The sequence below is a fragment of the Rhodococcus sp. WWJCD1 genome (assembly GCF_002258735.1).
Lineage (GTDB): Bacteria > Actinomycetota > Actinomycetes > Mycobacteriales > Mycobacteriaceae > Rhodococcoides.
In genome coordinates this window covers 23,375-41,662 of record NZ_NOXY01000029.1, presented here as the reverse complement: position 1 = coordinate 41,662, position 18,288 = coordinate 23,375, and the positions used below count along the sequence as shown (strand labels likewise).

The window sequence follows — 18,288 nt, the reverse complement described above, 5'->3', positions numbered from 1 at the left end:
AGATGAGAACGGGCGGTGAGCGACGCGTCATGCGTCGGTCACCGCCCGTGTGTTCGTAGCGGGAGTCAGGAACCGTCGGCGGTGCCGTGCCGGTTGCCGCGCTTGTCCAGTCGGGGCTTTCCGTCGGCGTCCACTGCCGAGAACACCTCGGTGTCGGCTTCGCCGTGCTCTGCAGCCCACTGAGGTTCGGAACGCGTCTGCTCGGCCTGCGATCGAGTGCCGCGACTCGACTCGGCGCGTTCCGCGCTGCCCGCATTCACCAGCTCGCGGTCGTGCGCACGGTCGGCGTCGGAGGTGGCCAGCTTCTTCTTCGCGTCGCGGTTGACGATCAGCCGACCCACGAACACCGCAATGGTGGCAACGACGAAAATGGTGAGGATGGTGAACGCTGCACCGGAAGTGAGCTCGAAGATCAGACCGTTCTGACCGAGGCTGAAGTCGACGAAGAAGTCGATGATCCAACTGAGCAGTCCAGCGAGCAATCCTGCGACGACCGCGGCCTTGAGCCACACCATCGTGAGGTCCTGGCCGTCGTCGGGATCAGGATGATTGCGTCGATCGCGGACGCCGTCGATTCCTGCCCAGACGACGATCACGAGGATCACTAGGGCATACGCCACCCATCGCAACGCCGAGCCGCTCAGCGGCCACATCGATACTGCCGCCCCCAGCAGCAATCGAACGACGGCGTTGATCAATCCCATACCTATGCCACGCACTGCCCACCCAGTCATGCGGCACAGCATATCCGCACGTAGTCGTTCATGTGGCAGGGCCCACAAAGTTCGAGTCCGATGTGTCCGGGCCCAGGCACGTCGGGGCGAGCAGTAATGTCGAGCGCATGCCTGCTGATTTCGGTGCCCGTCGTGGTGCCCTGCGAGAACTGTTGGCCGCCGACGGCCTCGATTCGATGTTGATCACCGACTTGCTGAACGTGCGTTATCTGACCGGTTTCACCGGCTCCAATGCGGCCCTGCTGGTCTCGGCGTCGGATTCGGTCGACGGTGAGAACGAGACCGTCATCTGCACCGACGGTCGGTATGTCACCCAGGTCGCCGAGCAGGTGCCGGATCTGCGTGCCGAGATCGACCGCGCATCGGCGATCCACCTCCTCCGGTCGGGAGTGTCGGGCCGTGGCGGCCGCATCGGTTTCGAGAGTCACGTCGTGACGGTCGATGCCCATCGCAGCTGGGCCGAGTTGGACGGGGGCGTCGACTTGGTGCGCGCACCCGGTGTCGTCGAGTCGCTGCGCATGGTCAAGGACGAGTTCGAGGTGGGATTGCTCCGTGACGCGTGCCGCGCTGCCGACGATGCGCTCACCCAATTACTGGCCAGGGGCAGCATTCGCGCCGGGAGAACCGAGCGTGAGGTGGCCCGCGAACTGGAATCTGCGATGCTCGACCACGGTGCCGATGCGATCTCGTTCGAGACCATCGTGGCTGCAGGCGTCAATTCCGCAGTGCCGCATCACCGACCGACGGATGCGGTGTTGGCCGAGGGTGACTTCGTGAAGCTGGACTTCGGGGCGCTCGTGGGCGGGTACCACTCCGACATGACCCGGACCTTCGTGATCGGTAGTCCGGCGCAGTGGCAGCGCGACCTGTACGAGTTGGTGCAGCAGTCGCAGACGGCGGGTCGAGAGGCGCTGGCACCAGGGGTGAACACCGCCTCGGTCGACGCGGCGTCGCGCTCGGTCATCGAGGACGCAGGGTACGGCGAGTACTTCTTGCACGGGCTCGGTCATGGCGTGGGCCTGGAAATCCACGAAGCGCCGGGAATCGCGAAGACGAGCACCGGTACACTGCTGAGCGGTGCAGCGGTCACCGTCGAGCCGGGTGTCTACTTCTCCGGTCGCGGCGGCGTTCGGATCGAGGACACACTCGTCGTTCGCGACGGGGGTCCGGAACTGCTCACCCTGACAAGCAAGGAACTCACGTCCGTCTAGCGCGCGGGCGGGAGCGAATCCCGCACGTGACCGACGGCGCGTCACGCGCACAAACGATTGAGGAGACGCGAAGCAAGTGGCTTCCACCAGCGATTTCAAGAACGGACTGGTTCTCAACCTGGAGAACCAGCTGTGGTCGATCATCGAATTTCAGCACGTCAAGCCAGGTAAGGGACCCGCATTCGTGCGGACCAAGCTCAAGAACGTGCTCTCGGGCAAGGTCGTCGACAAGACGTTCAACGCCGGTGTGAAGGTCGAGACCGCGACGGTCGACCGCCGCGACATGACGTACCTCTACCACGACGGCAGCGACTACGTGTTCATGGACGCAGACACGTACGACCAGCTCTCGATCGGTGAGGCCACCGTCGGCGACGGCGCGCGCTTCCTGCTCGAGAACCTGCGCGTTCAGGTCGCCATGCACGAGGGCGTCCCGCTGTATGTCGAGCTCCCCGTCACCGTCGAGCTCGAGGTCAAGCACACCGACCCGGGTCTGCAGGGCGACCGCTCCACCGGTGGTACCAAGCCTGCGACACTCGAGACCGGAGCCGAGATCTCTGTGCCGCTCTTCATCAACACCGGCGACAAGCTCAAGGTCGACTCGCGTGACGGCAACTACCTCGGGCGTGTGAACTCCTAACGTGTCATCGAAGAAGTCGACATCCTCCGGCGCGCAGAACGGTGCCCCCGGCGCGAAGAAGCTGGGCGCGCGTCACAAGGCCCGCAAGCGCGCGGTGGACTTTCTGTTCGAGGCAGAGGCGCGCAACGTCGATCCGGTGAACCTGGCCGCCGAGCGCATCGAGCTCGCTCGAGCCGACGACACCATCGCGCCGGTCAGCGACTACACCTCGACGTTGGTCGAGGGTGTTGCGGAGAACCTGGATCGCCTCGACGGGGTGATTGCCGATCACCTCAAGGATTGGACGCTCACGCGTCTACCTGCGGTCGACCGGGCCATCCTTCGGATTGCCGTCTGGGAGCTGTTCCATGCCACCGACGTGCCTCCCGTCGTGGCCGTCGACGAGGCCGTCGAGCTGGCCAAACAGTTGTCCACGGACGATTCGCCCGGCTTCGTCAACGGTGTGCTCGGCCAGATCGTCCTCGTGGCACCCCAGGTGCGCGCCGCCGCGGCGGCCGTATCGAGCCGTCCGCAGGTAGACACGGCCGGCGACGCCGAGAACTGATCGAACGCTCGACGGTCCTGTGACCGAACGCTCTGCGAGCCTGGTAGGTGTGGTTCGCAGAGCGTTGCTAGGCTCTACGAAGTTCTATGTCAGACATCCTTTAACGATCCGTCCAGAGAGGCGGAGAAGGAGGTCGTAGTTTGCCTGCGCCCGAAAGCTCGTCTGCGAACTCTGCCGTTCGCGAATTGCTGTCCTCGGCCGATGTGGGACGAACCATCTCCCGCATGGCTCATCAGATCATCGAGAAAACTGCGCTCGACGCTGCCGACTCGCCGCGCGTCGTCCTGTTGGGTATTCCCACTCGCGGCACCACCCTGGCCGAGCGCCTCGCCGAACGCATCGAGGCATTCTCCGGCGTGCGACCCCCGCTGGGGTCTCTCGACATCACCCTGTACCGCGACGATCTGCGGAACAAACCGCACCGCCCACTCGAGCGGACGTCGGTCCCGGTCGGCGGCGTCGACGACGCGTTGGTCGTGCTGGTCGACGACGTCCTGTTCTCGGGCAGAACAGTTCGCTCCGCGCTCGATGCGCTACGGGATCTCGGTCGTCCACGCGCCGTGCAGCTCGCGGTTCTCATCGACCGCGGCCACCGCGAACTTCCCCTCCGCGCGGACTACGTGGGCAAGAACGTCCCCACCGCGCGCACCGAGGACGTCTCGGTGTTGCTGTCCGAACACGACGGCCGCGACGGTGTCAGCCTGTCCGAGGGAGGATCGGCGCGATGAAGCATCTGCTCTCGGTCGCCGATCTCACCGTCGACTCGGCCACCGAACTTCTCGACGAAGCCGAACGCTTCGAGCAAGCGCTGCTCGGCCGCGAGGTCAAGAAGCTGCCGACGCTGCGCGGCCGCACGATCATGACGGTCTTCTTCGAGAACTCGACGCGCACTCGCGTCTCGTTCGAGGTGGCCGGCAAGTGGATGAGTGCCGACGTCATCAACGTCAGCGCCAGCAGTTCATCGGTGTCGAAGGGGGAGTCGCTCCGTGACACCGCGATGACGTTGCGCGCTGCCGGAGCCGACGCCCTCATCGTTCGACACCCGGCATCCGGTGCCGCTCACCAGATCGCTCAGTGGACTGCCGACCAAGGATCAGGTGGAGGTCCTGCCGTCATCAACGCGGGCGACGGTACGCACGAACATCCCACCCAGGCCCTGCTCGACGCTCTGACGGTTCGTCAACGTCTCGGCGACATCGCCGGCCGACGAGTCGCGATCGTCGGCGACATCCTGCACAGCCGGGTGGCGCGCTCGAACGCGATCCTGCTGGCCAAGCTCGGTGCCGAGGTGGTGCTGATCGCGCCACCGACTCTGCTTCCCGTCGGAGTGACCGGCTGGCCGGTGCGGGTGTCACACGACATCGACGCCGAACTGCCCGGATTGGACGCCGTGCTGATGCTGCGCGTCCAAGCAGAACGGATGAACGGCGGGTTCTTCCCCTCGGCTCGGGAGTACTCCATCACGTACGGGCTCTCACAGCGCCGGCTCGAGCTGCTGCCCGATCATGCCGTCGTGCTGCACCCCGGTCCGATGCTGCGCGGTATGGAGATTGCGTCGTCGGTCGCAGATTCTCCCAAAACCGCAGTCTTGCAACAGGTTACGAATGGAGTTCACGTGCGGATGGCAGTGCTGTTCCGATTGCTGGTCGGTTCGGACGGGGGCGCTTCATGACCGCATCCACGTCCTCGGTTCTGCTGCGGGGCGTCCTGCTGTACGGCGAGGGCTCCGAAACCGACGTGCTGATCCACGGCGAGGAAATCGCCGCGATCGGTGCCGACCTCGATGCCGACGGCGCGCAGGTGATCGAAGCCCGCGGCCACATTCTGCTGCCCGGATTCGTCGACATGCACACTCATCTGCGCGAGCCGGGCCGTGAGGACACGGAGACGATCGAATCCGGTTCGGCTGCTGCCGCTCTGGGCGGTTACACCGCGGTGTTCGCCATGGCGAACACCGATCCGGTTGCCGATTCGGTGGTCGTGACCGACCATGTGTGGCGCCGCGGACAGGAAGTCGGGCTCGTCGACGTCCACCCGGTCGGAGCGATCACCGTCGGGTTGAAGGGCAAGCAACTCGCCGAGATGGCCACGATGGCCGCGGGAATCGGCAGGGTGAAGATGTTCTCCGACGACGGACACTGCGTCGACGATCCGCTGATCATGCGTCGGGCGTTGGAGTACTCGAGTTCGCTCGGTGTACTCATCGCTCAGCACGCCGAGGAGCCGCGGCTCACCGTCGGTGCCGTCGCACACGAGGGGCCCACCGCCGCGCGGCTCGGACTGGCCGGTTGGCCACGCGCGGCCGAGGAATCGATCGTCGCGCGCGACGCCCTGCTCGCCCGAGACGCGGGTGCACGGGTGCATATCTGCCATGCGTCCACCGCGGGCACCGTCGAGTTGATGAAGTGGGCACGCGGACAGGGCATTTCGATCACCGCCGAGGTCACCCCGCATCATCTGTTGCTCGACGACTCGCGTCTGGAAACGTACGACGCGATCAACAAGGTGAATCCACCACTGCGCGAGAAGTCCGATGTCGACGCCCTCCGTCGAGGCCTCGCGGACGGTGTGATCGATTGTGTGGCAACCGATCACGCGCCCCACGCCGAGCAGGACAAATGCTGCGAATTCTCGATCGCACGTCCCGGCATGCTCGGACTGGAGACCGCACTGTCCATCGTGGTCGACACGATGGTGACAACCGGCCTGCTCGATTGGCGGGGTGTGGCGCGAGTGATGAGCGAGCGTCCCGCGAAGATCGTGGGATTGGCCGACCAGGGCCGGCCGATCGAGGTGGGCGAGATCGCCAACCTCACCGTGGTCGATCCGGGCGCGAGCTGGACGGTATCGGGCAAGAAGTTGGCCAGCGTCGCGCACAACACGCCGTTCGAGGACATGACCTTTTCCTCGAAGGTGACCACGACCGTGTTGCGCGGACGAATCACAGTCCGCGACGGTGCCGTAGCAAACAGAGGCGCCGTAGCAAACAGAGGCTCAGTGGCGAACAGAGCAGGGGAGTAGAGCGGTGGACAGAGTTCTGATCGTCATCGGATTCATTCTGTTCTGGGCGCTGATGATCGCGCTGATCTTCTGGGGTTGGCGAGGGCGGCAGAAGCGTCAGGAAGATCGAATCGGTGAATTCCCGGCCTTGCCCGACGATCTGGGTGCCACGCACATCGAGCCGACCACCGGCCTGTATGTCGGCAGCACCATCGCGCCGAGCTGGCAGGACCGGATCGCCGTCGGCGACATCGGCCACCGCGCCACCGGTGAACTCTCCCGATACGAGAAGGGAATTCTTCTCGATCGGAACGGCGAATCTCCCATCTGGATTCCGGCGGAATCGATTCGCGCGATCCGCACCGAACGCGGGTTGGCGGGCAAGGTCATGACCAAGGACGGGCTCCTCGTCATCCGCTGGGAGCTTCCGACGGGGACCGAGATAGATACCGGCTTCCGGGCCGACGACAAGCAGATCTACCCGGTGTGGACAGCGAGTTCCACCGGAGAAACCAAGGAGGAAACCGCGTGAGCAGCGCAGTTCTTGTTCTGGAGGACGGCCGGACATTCCGCGGCACCACATTCGGCGCACAGGGGCGCACCCTCGGCGAGGCCGTGTTCTGCACCGGAATGACGGGATACCAGGAGACACTCACCGACCCGAGTTACCACCGACAGATCGTCGTCGCGACTGCGCCGCAGATCGGCAACACCGGCTGGAACCAGGAGGACGGTGAAGCCGCCAGCGCTCAGGACCCCAACAAGATCTGGGTCGCCGGGTACGTCGTCCGAGATCCGGCCCGCCGCACCTCGAGTTGGCGCTCGACCGGGACGCTGCAGGATCAGCTCGAGGCGCAGAATGTCGTGGGCATCGCCGGAATCGACACGCGCGCTCTGGTCCGGCACCTGCGTACCCGTGGCTCGATGCGAGCGGGAGTGTTCTCGGGAGACGCGCTCGGCACCTCGGACGAGATGCTCGAGCAGGTGGTCGGTCAGCCGTCGATGCTCGGTGCCGATCTCGCCGGTGAGGTGACCACTGGAGCCGGCTACACCATCGAGCCGTCCGGCGACGCTCGATTCACCGTCGTCGCAGTCGATCTCGGTATCAAGACCAATACTCCGCGGATGTTCGCCGAGCGCGGTATCCGCGTGCACGTGGTGCCGTCGAACACCACTATCGAGCAGGTTCTGGAGCTGAACCCGGACGGTGTCTTCCTGTCCAACGGACCGGGCGACCCGGCCACGGCCGACACCAGCGTCGCGTTGACCAGAGAAGTGCTCGAGCGGAAGCTGCCCCTGTTCGGCATCTGCTTCGGCAACCAGATCTTCGGGCGGACACTCGGACGCGGCACTTACAAGATGAAGTTCGGGCACCGCGGCATGAACATCCCGGTGATCGAACACACCACCGGCCGCATCGCGATCACTGCTCAGAACCACGGATTCGCACTCGAAGGCGAAGCAGGTGAGGAGTTCGACACCGACTTCGGTCGCGCCCGGATCAGCCACACGTGCGCCAACGACGGCACCGTCGAAGGCGTCGAACTGATCGACGGGAGCGCCTTCTCCGTGCAGTACCACCCCGAGGCCGCGGCCGGTCCGCACGACGCCGCCTACCTCTTCGACCGTTTCACCAGCGTCCTTCAGGAGAAGAAGTAATGCCACGCCGCACAGACCTGAACCACGTCCTGGTCATCGGATCGGGCCCGATCGTCATCGGTCAGGCCTGCGAGTTCGACTACTCCGGCACCCAGGCCTGCCGAGTGCTGCGCGAGGAAGGCCTCCGCGTCAGCCTCGTCAACTCCAACCCGGCGACGATCATGACCGATCCCGAGTTCGCCGACGCCACCTATGTTGAGCCCATCACGGCGGAGTTCATCGAGAAGATCTTCGCCCGCGAGGCCGAGCAGGGGCACCCCATCCAAGCTGTGCTCGCCACCCTCGGTGGACAGACGGCCCTCAACGCCGCCGTCGCACTGCACGATCAGGGCATTCTCACCAAGTACGGTGTCGAGCTGATCGGTGCCGATTTCGACGCGATCCAGCGCGGTGAGGATCGACAGAAGTTCAAGGACATCGTCGCCAAGGTCGGTGGCGAGTCCGCCAAGTCGGCTGTCTGCTACACGATGGACGAAGTGCGCGAGACCGTTGCCGAGCTCGGCTTCCCGGTTGTCGTGCGTCCGTCGTTCACCATGGGCGGTCTCGGATCGGGGTTGGCTTACAACGACGAGGATCTGACCCGGATCGCGGGCGGCGGCCTGGCGGCCTCGCCCACCGCGAACGTCCTCATCGAGGAGTCCATCCTCGGTTGGAAGGAATACGAGCTCGAGCTCATGCGCGACGGCCGCGACAACGTGGTCATCGTCTGTTCCATCGAGAACGTGGACCCGGTCGGCGTGCACACCGGCGACTCGGTGACCGTCGCACCCGCGATGACGCTGACCGACCGCGAGTACCAGAAGATGCGCGATCTCTCCATCGACATCCTGCGTGAGGTGGGCGTCGACACCGGCGGCTGCAACATCCAGTTCGCGATGGATCCGGCCGACGGCCGACTCGTTGTCATCGAGATGAATCCACGCGTGTCGCGCTCGTCGGCGCTGGCGTCGAAGGCCACCGGTTACCCGATCGCGAAGATGGCCGCCAAGCTGGCCATCGGCTACACCCTCGACGAGATCGTCAACGACATCACCCGCGAGACCCCGGCGTGCTTCGAGCCGACCCTGGATTACGTGGTCGTCAAGGCACCGCGGTTCGCGTTCGAGAAGTTCCCCGGAGCCGACGGCACGCTGACCACGACGATGAAGTCCGTCGGTGAGGCGATGTCCATCGGCCGCAACTTCACCGAGGCGTTCGGCAAGGTGATGCGCTCGCTCGAAACCAAGCGCGCGGGGTACTGGACCGGCCCCGAGGTCGAGGCAGAGAGCCTCGACGCGCTGCTGAAGGACCTGTCCGTTCCTCAGGACGGTCGGATGTACGGAATCGAGAAGGCGTTCGCGATGGGTGCCACTCTCGAGCAGCTCTTCGAGGCGACCAAGATCGATCCGTGGTTCCTCGATCAGTTCCAACAGATCCACGAACTCGGCGTCCAGGTTCGCGAGGCGGCCGAGTTCGACGAGGCGCTGTTGCGACAGGCGAAGTACCACGGGCTGTCCGACCGCCAGATCGCCGCATTGCGACCCGAACTCGACGGCGAGGACGGTGTGCGTGCGCTGCGTGACGAGCTCTGCGTGCACCCGGTGTACAAGACCGTCGACACCTGTGCGGCGGAGTTCGAGGCCAAGACCCCGTACCACTACGGCACCTACGAGCTCGACCCCGAAGCCGAGACCGAGGTTGCCCCGCAGCCGGACCGGCCCAAGGTCCTGATCCTCGGATCCGGTCCCAACCGTATCGGTCAGGGCATCGAATTCGACTACAGCTGTGTGCACGCGGCGCTGACGCTGTCCGAGGCCGGCTACGAGACGGTCATGGTCAACTGCAACCCTGAGACCGTCTCCACCGACTACGACACCGCCGATCGCCTGTACTTCGAGCCGCTGACCTTCGAGGACGTTCTCGAGGTGTACCGGGCCGAGGCCGCCTCGGGAACGGTGCGCGGGGTGATCGTGCAGCTGGGCGGCCAGACTCCGCTGGGCCTGGCGAAGCGGCTGAAGGCCGCGGGCGTTCCTATCGTCGGAACATCCCCCGAGGCCATCGATCTCGCCGAGGACCGTGGTGAGTTCGGCAAGGTCCTCGACGCGGCCGGGCTGCCCGCTGCCAAGTACGGCACGGCGACCACGTTCGACGGGGCCCGCGAGATCGCGTCGGGTATCGGCTACCCGGTACTGGTCCGTCCGTCGTACGTACTCGGCGGACGCGGGATGGAAATCGTGTACGACGAGGCGTCTCTCGCGACGTACATCTCCAACGCGACGGAGATCTCGGACGATCGCCCGGTTCTGGTCGACCGCTTCCTCGAAGATGCTGTCGAGATCGACGTCGACGCGCTGTGCGACGGCACCGAGGTGTACATCGGCGGCATCATGGAGCACATCGAGGAGGCCGGCATCCACTCCGGCGACTCGGCGTGCGCGCTGCCGCCCATCACACTCGGCAAGACCGACCTCGAGAACGTGCGGCGATCCACCGAAGCCCTCGCGAAGGGAATCGGTGTTCAGGGCCTGCTGAACGTGCAGTACGCGCTCAAGGACGACATTCTGTACGTCCTCGAAGCCAACCCCCGTGCGAGCCGGACGGTGCCGTTCGTGTCGAAGGCAACCGCCGTGCAGCTGGCGAAGGCCTGTGCACGGGTGATGTTGGGGGAGAGCATCGCCGAACTTCGGACTGCGGGAATCCTGCCGGAGACCGGAGACGGTGGCACCGTCCCGGCCGGAGCTCCCATCGCCGTCAAGGAAGCGGTGTTGCCGTTCAACAGGTTCCGCCGCGCGGACGGCACCGGCGTCGACACTCTGCTCAGCCCCGAGATGAAGTCCACCGGTGAGGTGATGGGAATCGACTTCGATTTCGGTACCGCCTTTGCCAAGAGCCAGACCGCCGCATACGGATCGTTGCCCGCAGGTGGCGCGGTGTTCGTATCGGTGGCAAACAAGGACAAGCGCTCGCTGATATTCCCGGTGAAGCGGCTCGCGGATCTCGGATTCACCGTCCTGGCAACCGAAGGCACCGCAGATGTGCTGCGGCGCAACGGAATCAAGTGCGAGCAGGTGTACAAGCAGTCGGGCGAGGACGTCCCGGAGGGCGAGCAGACCATCGTCGACCGCATCCAGGCCGGCGACATCGCGATGGTGATCAATACCCCGTACGGCAACTCCGGTCCCCGCGTCGACGGGTACGAGATTCGCAGCGCGGCAGTGGCACAGAACATCCCGTGCATCACCACGGTGCAGGGTGCGTCGGCGGCAGTGCAGGGCATCGAGGCCGGTATCGCCGGTGGAATCGGTGTTCGCTCGCTCCAGGACCTGCATGCGGGACTGAAGGAAGGTCTGGTCGTGCCATGAGTCATCTCGGTTGGTCGGATCGGTTGCGTTCGGCGGTGAGTGCGCGCGGTCGGCTCTGCGTCGGCATCGATCCACATCCAGCCCTGCTCGACGCCTGGGAGTTGCCCCGCTCGGCCGACGGTCTCGAGGTGTTCGCCGAGCTGTGCGTCGAGGCGTTCGTCGGCGAAGTCGCGATCGTCAAGCCGCAGGTGGCGTTCTTCGAGGCATACGGATCCGCGGGGTATGCGGTTCTCGAGCGCACCGTCAGTGTGTTGCGCGACGCCGGCACCCTGGTGATCGCCGATGCCAAGCGCGGCGATATCGGCACGACGATGGATGCATACGCGCAGGCGTGGCTCGAGCCCGAGTCGCCGTTGTCGTCGGATGCGGTCACGGTGTCGCCGTACCTGGGCTTCGATTCTCTGAGCGAGACTGTCGAGCGCGCGGTGCAACACCAGCGCGGGCTGTTCGTGCTGGCTCGAACCTCGAATGCGGAGGGTTCGGCCTTACAGCAGGCGGCGACATCGAACGGCGGGTCGGTGGCTCAGTCGATCGTCGACGCGGCGGCGACGCGTAATCGCGTCGATGCCGACACAGTGGGCTTGGTCGTCGGTGCGACGCGTGACCACGGTCTCGATCTGTCGGATTACACCGGACCGATCCTCGCGCCGGGTCTGGGAGCGCAGGGAGCGACGGTGGCCGATCTCGCGGAGATCTTCCGTGATTCGCGTGAGCTGTTGCTGCCCAACTCGTCTCGGGGTGTCCTGGCCGCAGGCCCGTCGGTGACGGCATTGCGCGATGCGGCGACGCGGTTGCGCGACGAGATCGAAGCCGGTCTCGCATAGTCGACGCTGCTGCGCTCCGGCACTCGGGGGCGAGTTAGCGGTGAACGCGAGTCGTCGGTACGGTCGCTAGCGCTGCCGACGAACAGTGCAGATCGCCAGTGACCGCGGTCCGTGGCAGTGGTACACCGATGGTCGACGTGCCGACAGCGATCGTGTGCGTCGTACCACCCAGAACGAGAAGACGGAGGAACCGACAGTGGCCCTTCCCCAGTTGACCCCCGAGCAGCGTGCCGCTGCCCTCGAGAAGGCAGCGATCGCACGGAAAGCGCGCGCCGAGCTCAAGGAGCGACTCAAGCGTGGCGGCACCGATCTCAAGCAGGTGCTCAAAGATGCCGAGACGGACGAGATTCTCGGAAAGATGAAGGTGTCCGCGTTGCTCGAGGCGTTGCCCAAGGTAGGCAAGGTCAAGGCCGCGGAGCTGATGACGGAATTGGAGATCGCACCGACGCGTCGCCTTCGTGGTCTCGGAGATCGGCAGCGCAAGGCGCTGCTGACGAAGTTCGATTTCGAGGCCTGACCACAGTGGCTGACACTGCGACTTCATCGGCCCCATCGAACGAGCGGGGTCGATTGGTGGTGCTCTCCGGTCCCTCGGGCGTCGGCAAGTCCAGTGTTGTTCGGCTCGTGCGCGCGGCGTTGCCCGAGCTCGTGTTCAGCGTGTCGGTCACGACTCGGTCACCCCGACCCGGTGAGACCGACGGACAGGATTATCACTTCGTCTCCGCCGACGAGTTCGACCGGATGATCGCCGACGGCGAGCTGCTCGAGTGGGCGAGCATCCACGGTGGCCTGCAGCGGTCCGGCACTCCGGCCGCGCCCGTCGAGGCCGCTCTCGAGGCGGGCAGTCCGGTTCTGCTCGAGCTCGACCTGGCGGGTGCCCGGGCGGTGCGCGTGTCCAAACCAGAGGCTCTACTGGTCTTCATGGCTCCGCCCACATGGGAAGACCTCGTCTCCCGGTTGGTCGGACGCGCGACCGAGGAAAGCGCGGCCACGGAGCGTCGACTGGAGACAGCGCGGGTGGAATTGGCCGCGCAGGACGAGTTCGACACAGTGGTTGTCAATACCGATGTCGACCATTCGTGCGAACAGTTGGTATCCTTGTTGGTCGGTAGGTCGTCGGTCGGCAACAGCTGACCATTCCCACGGCGCACGAGGCCCCGACCAGCTAGTTCGTAGCACCAACGATGCAATTTCAGGAGATCATCAGTGAGCAGCATTTCAGCGGCCGTTTCCGACTTCGACGGACGCAGCGCTCTGCCGGCCTACGACACGCCGCTCGGCATCACGAATCCGCCCATCGACGAGTTGCTTGCCCGCACCTCGTCCAAGTACGCATTGGTCATCTACGCAGCCAAGCGCGCACGCCAGATCAACGACTACTACAACCAGCTCGGTGACGGCATCCTCGAGTACGTGGGACCCCTGGTCGAGCCAGGCCTGCAGGAGAAGCCGCTGTCGATCGCACTGCGAGAGATCCATGCAGATCTCCTCGAGCACACCGAAGGCGAATAAGAACCTCACAGAGGACATCTGACTTGCATGTCGTCGTCGGAGTAGGCGGAGGTATCGCCGCCTACAAGAGTTGTTCGCTCATTCGCAGCTTCACCGAGAGCGGGCATCGGGTTCGAGTGATTCCGACCGAATCCGCGCTCGAGTTCGTCGGACGTGCGACGTTCGAGGCACTCTCCGGCCAACCTGTGCACACCGGCGTCTTCGCGGACGTTCCGGAAGTTCCTCACGTGCGTCTGGGCCAGGAGGCGGACCTCGTCGTCGTGGCACCGGCCACCGCGGACCTGATGGCCCGGATAGCAGGAGGGCGTGCGGACGACCTGCTCACCGCAACTCTTCTCACTGCCCGCTGCCCGGTTGTTCTCGCACCGGCGATGCACACCGAGATGTGGGAGCACCCGGCCACTGTCGCCAACGTCGCCACGCTTCGATCGCGTGGCACACACGTTATCGAGCCGGCGTCCGGGCGGTTGACCGGACGCGACACCGGTTCGGGTCGGCTTCCGGAACCGGACGAGATATTCGCACTGTCGATGCTCGTGAGCGAGAGAGCCGATGCGCTGCCACGAGATCTCGAGGGGCGTCGTGTTCTGGTGTCCGCCGGAGGCACCCGTGAGCCCCTCGACCCGGTTCGTTTTCTGGGTAATCGGAGTTCGGGCAAGCAGGGATATGCGCTGGCCAGGGTCGCCGCGCAGCGCGGTGCCCAGGTGACCTTGGTTGCTGGATACACCAGCGACCTCGACGCGCCGGCTGCAGTCGACGTCGTGAACGTCAAGACCGCCTCGGACATGCAGGACGCTGTTCGCAAACATGCCGTCGGCGTCGATGCAGTGGTCATGGCGGCCGCGGTTGCGGATTTCCGCCCCGAGTCCATCGCGGGAAGCAAGATCAAGAAGGGCGCGAACGAGCCGTCCTCGATCCCGTTGATCCGTAACGACGACATACTCGCCGGCCTGGTCGCAGCTCGACGAGACGGCGACATCGAATCATCGACCGTCATCGTCGGGTTCGCCGCGGAGACAGGCGACGCAGACGGCGATGTGCTGACATACGCGCGGGCCAAGCTCGAACGCAAGGGCTGCGATCTGCTCGTGGTGAACGCGGTCGGTGACGGCAAGGCATTCGAGGTGGACCACAACGACGGTTGGTTGCTCGGAGCCGACGGTTCCGAGGCTGCATTGGGAGAGGGCTCGAAAGCTCTCCTCGCGAGCCGCGTCCTGGATTCGGTGGTGCAGATGCTCGATACGAGGAGCCCTCGACCGACTTCGAATCCCCGATGATGCCAAGGGTGCACGAGCGATGTCGTCCCGGCTACTGTGCTGGGCACCTGCTGTACCGATCGTAGAAATCAGGTTTGCCGCGTTCCGGCAGGGGCGATAACACCGAGGGAACGTCAATTTTCGTGGAGTGCCCGACCGGCGCACGGCGCCGGGTCGGGCAGGAACATGCGTCGAGAGGAAGTCCGTGAGCACGTCCGGTAGTCGGCTTTTCACCAGCGAGTCCGTTACAGAGGGTCATCCCGACAAGATCTGTGACGCCATCAGCGATTCGATTCTCGATGCTCTGCTCACGGAGGATCCGCGTGCCCGGGTCGCCGTCGAGACGTTGGTCACAACCGGGCAGGTTCATGTTGCGGGTGAGGTCAACACCACAGCGTATGCCGACATCCCGAAGATCGTGCGCGAGAAGGTCCTCGAGATCGGATACGACTCGTCGGCAAAGGGTTTCGACGGTAACTCGTGCGGGGTGAACGTCGCCATCGGTGCGCAGTCTCCGGAAATTGCTCAGGGCGTCGACCATTCTCACGAGGCTCGCGTCGAAGGGCTGTCCGACGACGAGATCGACCGGCAGGGCGCGGGGGACCAGGGCCTGATGTTCGGGTACGCCAACACCGACACGCCCGAGCTGATGCCGTTGCCGATCGCGTTGGCCCACCGTCTCGCACGGCGGCTGACCGAGGTTCGCAAGAGTGGAGTGCTGCCGTACTTGCGCCCGGACGGCAAGACTCAGGTGACGATCGAGTACGACGGCGACAACGCTGTTCGTCTGGACACCGTGGTGATCTCGACTCAGCATGCGGCCGACATCGACCTCGACAACCTGCTCACACCCGACATTCGCGAGAAGGTTCTGGGTTCGGTTCTGGCCGAGCTGAACGTGCCGACCCTCGACACCTCCGACGTGCGCCTGTTGGTCAATCCCACTGGCAAGTTCGTGCTCGGTGGCCCGATGGGTGACGCCGGATTGACCGGACGCAAGATCATCGTCGACACCTACGGCGGCATGGCGCGGCACGGCGGCGGAGCGTTCTCCGGTAAAGATCCGTCGAAGGTCGATCGCAGCGCCGCCTACGCGATGCGGTGGGTCGCCAAGAATGCCGTCGCAGCCGGCCTCGCCGATCGCATCGAGGTCCAGGTGGCGTACGCGATCGGTAAGGCTGCGCCGGTCGGTCTGTTCGTCGAGACCTTCGGCACGGAGAAGACCGATCCTGTGAAGATCCGCGCGGCGATCAGCGAGGTGTTCGACCTGCGCCCCGGCGCCATCATCCGCGACCTGGATCTGCTGCGGCCGATCTATGCTCCGACCGCGGCGTACGGCCACTTCGGCCGCACCGATATCGATCTGCCGTGGGAGTCCACCGATCGGGCCGACAAGCTCCGGGATGCGGCCGGTCTGTAGACAGGGCGAAGACGGTCCAGTACGTACCTCCCCTCGCGCCGGCTCGGTTCATCCAGGTCGATCTAGGTCGGAAGTAGTCGAGAAGGAGGTGCGGTGGCGGTCTCGGCACGGGTAGCGGCGTCGAGTCTTCCCATCGCTCGCATTCTCCCGATGTTGCCGCTTGCGCATCTGGACCGCGAATTCGACTATCTCGTACCCGAGGAGTTCGGTGCGGATGCGCAACCCGGCGTCCGCGTTCGAGTGCGGTTCGCGGGCCGTTTGGTCGACGGTTTCGTGGTGGCCAGGCTGGCCGAGACCGACCATGACGGCAAACTCGGATGGCTCGAACGGGTGGTGTCCGCGGAGCAGGTTCTGACTCCCGAAATCGCGGAGCTCGCTGAGGTGGTTGCAGATCGCTACGCCGGCACACGAGCGGACGTGCTGCGTCTGGCCGTACCGGCCCGCCACGCGAGGGTGGAAGCGGAAGCCACACCCGTCGTCGATCCTCCGAGCGAGCCTGCCGTCGACCGCGTGGCATGGTCCGCCTATACCCATGGCCCGAATTTCCTCGACGCCTTGGCGTCCGGTCGCCTTCCGCGAGCCGTGTGGCAGGCGCTGCCCGGCGAGCAATGGTCGATTCGTCTGGCCGAGGCGGCCGCGGTGACGGTGGCAGGCGGTAGGTCCGCGGTGGTCGTAGTGCCCGATCAGCGCGACCTCGATCGCCTGGAGGCGGCATGCACGGGGTTGCTCGGGGCCGAGCATGTTGTGGCGTTGTCGGCCGGACTGGGTCCGGCCAAGCGGTATCGGCAGTGGCTACGGTGTCTGCGATCGGGACCTGTCGTCGTCGTCGGCACGCGTAGTGCCGTCTTCGCTCCGGTGTCGACACTCGGCATGATCGCGATCTGGGACGACGGCGACGACAGTTTTGCCGAGCCTCGGTCCCCGTATCCGCACGCGCGCGAGGTGGCGTTGCTCCGTGCTCACGTCTCCGGGGCGGCGGTGGTGATCGGTGGACACTCGCGTACGGCGGAGGCCGAAGCGCTCGTCGACTCCGGCTGGGCCCACGACCTGGTGGCTCCGCGTGAGCTGATCCGAGAGCGTCAACCTCACGTGGTCGCGCTGGCCGATTCGGACCACGCTCTGGCGCGGGATCCAGCGGCTCGCGTGGCACGATTACCGGCGATTGCCTTCGAGGCTGCTCGGGCAGCGTTGAAGGCCGACGCACCTGTGCTGGTGCAGGTTCCGCGTGCGGGCTATGTGCCGTCACTGGCATGCGCGAAGTGCCGGAATCCGGCGCGGTGTCGTCGATGCAACGGCCCGCTGGCGCTGCCCTCGGCCGCGGGCAGCGACGGTGCGAGCAGCCCGACGTGTTCGTGGTGCGGAATCGCCGACGCTGCGCATCGGTGCACGGTCTGCGGTTCGCGCAACCTACGTGCAGTCGTGATCGGTGCGGGTCGAACCGCCGAGGAACTGGGGCGGGCCTTTCCTGGTGTTCCCGTGCACAATTCGGGCGGCGCGACAGTACTCGACTCGGTCCGTCCCGGGGCCGGGCTCGTGGTGTCCACGGTGGGTGCCGAGCCGACGGTCGAAGGCGGCTACGGCGCGGCGTTGCTGCTCGACGGCTGGGCACTGCTCGGCCGCGCAGATCTGCGCGCCGCAGAGGAGACGCTGCGTCGGTGGATGACGGCCGCAGCCATGGTGCGGCCGGGTTCGGACGGGGGCCGTGTGGTCGTCGTGGCCGAATCCGAAATACCTACCGTGCAGGCTCTGGTTCGCTGGGATCCGTTGTGGCACGCGAGGAGTCAGCTGGACGAGCGTGCGGAGGTTCGCTTTCCGCCGGCCGTGCACGTCGCGGCGATCGACGGCACCACCGACGCGATCACTGCGCTGGTCGAGAGTGCAGACCTGCCCGAGGCAGTGGAAGTGCTCGGACCGGTCGATCTGCCGGACGGCCAACGCCCTCCTGCAAGTAGCGGAGAGGACGGGCTTTCCGGTGACGTGCAGCGGCTGCTGATACGCGTACCCCGCAGTACCGGGGCGGCACTGGCTCGGGCGTTGTCCGCTGCGCAGGCATCTCGCAGTGCCAAGAAACTCGGTGCGGGAGTGCGGATTCAGATAGATCCGATTCGTATCGGTTGACGCTCCATCGGGGTTCGGCAGGGCTTAAG

At 65.4% G+C, this 18,288-nt stretch carries 17 protein-coding genes; 16 read left to right on the top strand and 1 reads right to left on the bottom strand.

Going from position 1 to position 18,288, the window contains the following annotated elements; all coding sequences use genetic code 11:
• Nucleotides 1-65: 65 nt before the first annotated feature.
• Nucleotides 66-734 (bottom strand): B-4DMT family transporter, encoded by a 669-nt coding sequence (locus tag CH286_RS22450; protein WP_094610453.1) that lies wholly within the window; start codon nt 732-734, stop codon nt 66-68.
• A 107-nt stretch (nt 735-841) separates the two neighbouring features.
• Between CH286_RS22450 and CH286_RS22445 the strand changes: the two genes are divergently transcribed.
• From CH286_RS22445 to CH286_RS22370, 16 genes are all read left to right on the top strand, one after another.
• Nucleotides 842-1,945 (top strand): M24 family metallopeptidase, encoded by a 1,104-nt coding sequence (locus CH286_RS22445; RefSeq protein ID WP_094610445.1) that lies wholly within the window; start codon nt 842-844, stop codon nt 1,943-1,945.
• A gap of 76 nt (nt 1,946-2,021) precedes the next feature.
• Nucleotides 2,022-2,585 carry an elongation factor P gene (gene efp / locus CH286_RS22440; RefSeq protein ID WP_027496978.1) on the top strand — a complete coding sequence of 188 codons (564 nt, stop codon included), beginning with the start codon at nt 2,022-2,024 and terminating at the stop codon, nt 2,583-2,585.
• A gap of 1 nt (nt 2,586) precedes the next feature.
• Entirely contained in the window at nt 2,587-3,129 is a 543-nt protein-coding gene (gene nusB / locus CH286_RS22435) for a transcription antitermination factor NusB (protein WP_052058392.1), read from the top strand.
• Between the two features lie 140 nt (nt 3,130-3,269).
• Entirely contained in the window at nt 3,270-3,857 is a 588-nt protein-coding gene (gene pyrR / locus CH286_RS22430; protein WP_094610444.1) for a bifunctional pyr operon transcriptional regulator/uracil phosphoribosyltransferase PyrR, read from the top strand.
• Nucleotides 3,854-4,801 carry an aspartate carbamoyltransferase catalytic subunit gene (locus CH286_RS22425; protein ID WP_032403354.1) on the top strand — a complete coding sequence of 316 codons (948 nt, stop codon included), beginning with the start codon at nt 3,854-3,856 and terminating at the stop codon, nt 4,799-4,801. The genes pyrR and CH286_RS22425 overlap by 4 nt, the downstream gene beginning before the upstream one ends.
• The gene (locus CH286_RS22420) at nt 4,798-6,150 is read left to right on the top strand and encodes a dihydroorotase (protein ID WP_094610443.1); all 1,353 of its coding nucleotides are present in this window, start codon (nt 4,798-4,800) and stop codon (nt 6,148-6,150) included. The genes CH286_RS22425 and CH286_RS22420 overlap by 4 nt, the downstream gene beginning before the upstream one ends.
• A 4-nt stretch (nt 6,151-6,154) precedes the next feature.
• Nucleotides 6,155-6,661: a PH-like domain-containing protein gene (locus tag CH286_RS22415; protein ID WP_094610442.1), complete on the top strand. Its 507-nt coding sequence runs from the start codon at nt 6,155-6,157 to the stop codon at nt 6,659-6,661.
• A complete protein-coding gene (carA, locus tag CH286_RS22410) occupies nt 6,658-7,788 on the top strand; it encodes a glutamine-hydrolyzing carbamoyl-phosphate synthase small subunit (protein WP_094610441.1) in 1,131 nt (376 codons plus the stop codon). The genes CH286_RS22415 and carA overlap by 4 nt, the downstream gene beginning before the upstream one ends.
• On the top strand, nt 7,788-11,129 hold the full coding sequence (gene carB, locus CH286_RS22405) for a carbamoyl-phosphate synthase large subunit (protein ID WP_094610440.1): 3,342 nt from the start codon (nt 7,788-7,790) through the stop codon (nt 11,127-11,129). The genes carA and carB overlap by 1 nt, the downstream gene beginning before the upstream one ends.
• Entirely contained in the window at nt 11,126-11,953 is an 828-nt protein-coding gene (gene pyrF / locus CH286_RS22400; protein ID WP_032403358.1) for an orotidine-5'-phosphate decarboxylase, read from the top strand. The genes carB and pyrF overlap by 4 nt, the downstream gene beginning before the upstream one ends.
• A 196-nt stretch (nt 11,954-12,149) precedes the next feature.
• Nucleotides 12,150-12,470 (top strand): integration host factor, actinobacterial type, encoded by a 321-nt coding sequence (mihF, locus tag CH286_RS22395; protein WP_027496987.1) that lies wholly within the window; start codon nt 12,150-12,152, stop codon nt 12,468-12,470.
• Between the two features lie 5 nt (nt 12,471-12,475).
• Nucleotides 12,476-13,087: a guanylate kinase gene (gene gmk / locus CH286_RS22390; protein WP_052058391.1), complete on the top strand. Its 612-nt coding sequence runs from the start codon at nt 12,476-12,478 to the stop codon at nt 13,085-13,087.
• Nucleotides 13,088-13,159: 72 nt separating this feature from the next.
• Nucleotides 13,160-13,465: a DNA-directed RNA polymerase subunit omega gene (rpoZ, locus tag CH286_RS22385; RefSeq protein ID WP_032377808.1), complete on the top strand. Its 306-nt coding sequence runs from the start codon at nt 13,160-13,162 to the stop codon at nt 13,463-13,465.
• Nucleotides 13,466-13,488: 23 nt separating this feature from the next.
• Nucleotides 13,489-14,742 carry a bifunctional phosphopantothenoylcysteine decarboxylase/phosphopantothenate--cysteine ligase CoaBC gene (gene coaBC, locus CH286_RS22380; protein ID WP_032403359.1) on the top strand — a complete coding sequence of 418 codons (1,254 nt, stop codon included), beginning with the start codon at nt 13,489-13,491 and terminating at the stop codon, nt 14,740-14,742.
• A 184-nt stretch (nt 14,743-14,926) separates the two neighbouring features.
• Nucleotides 14,927-16,141 carry a methionine adenosyltransferase gene (gene metK, locus CH286_RS22375; protein WP_032377810.1) on the top strand — a complete coding sequence of 405 codons (1,215 nt, stop codon included), beginning with the start codon at nt 14,927-14,929 and terminating at the stop codon, nt 16,139-16,141.
• A 150-nt stretch (nt 16,142-16,291) separates the two neighbouring features.
• On the top strand, nt 16,292-18,259 hold the full coding sequence (locus tag CH286_RS22370; protein WP_176458320.1) for a primosomal protein N': 1,968 nt from the start codon (nt 16,292-16,294) through the stop codon (nt 18,257-18,259).
• Nucleotides 18,260-18,288 lie beyond the last annotated feature (29 nt).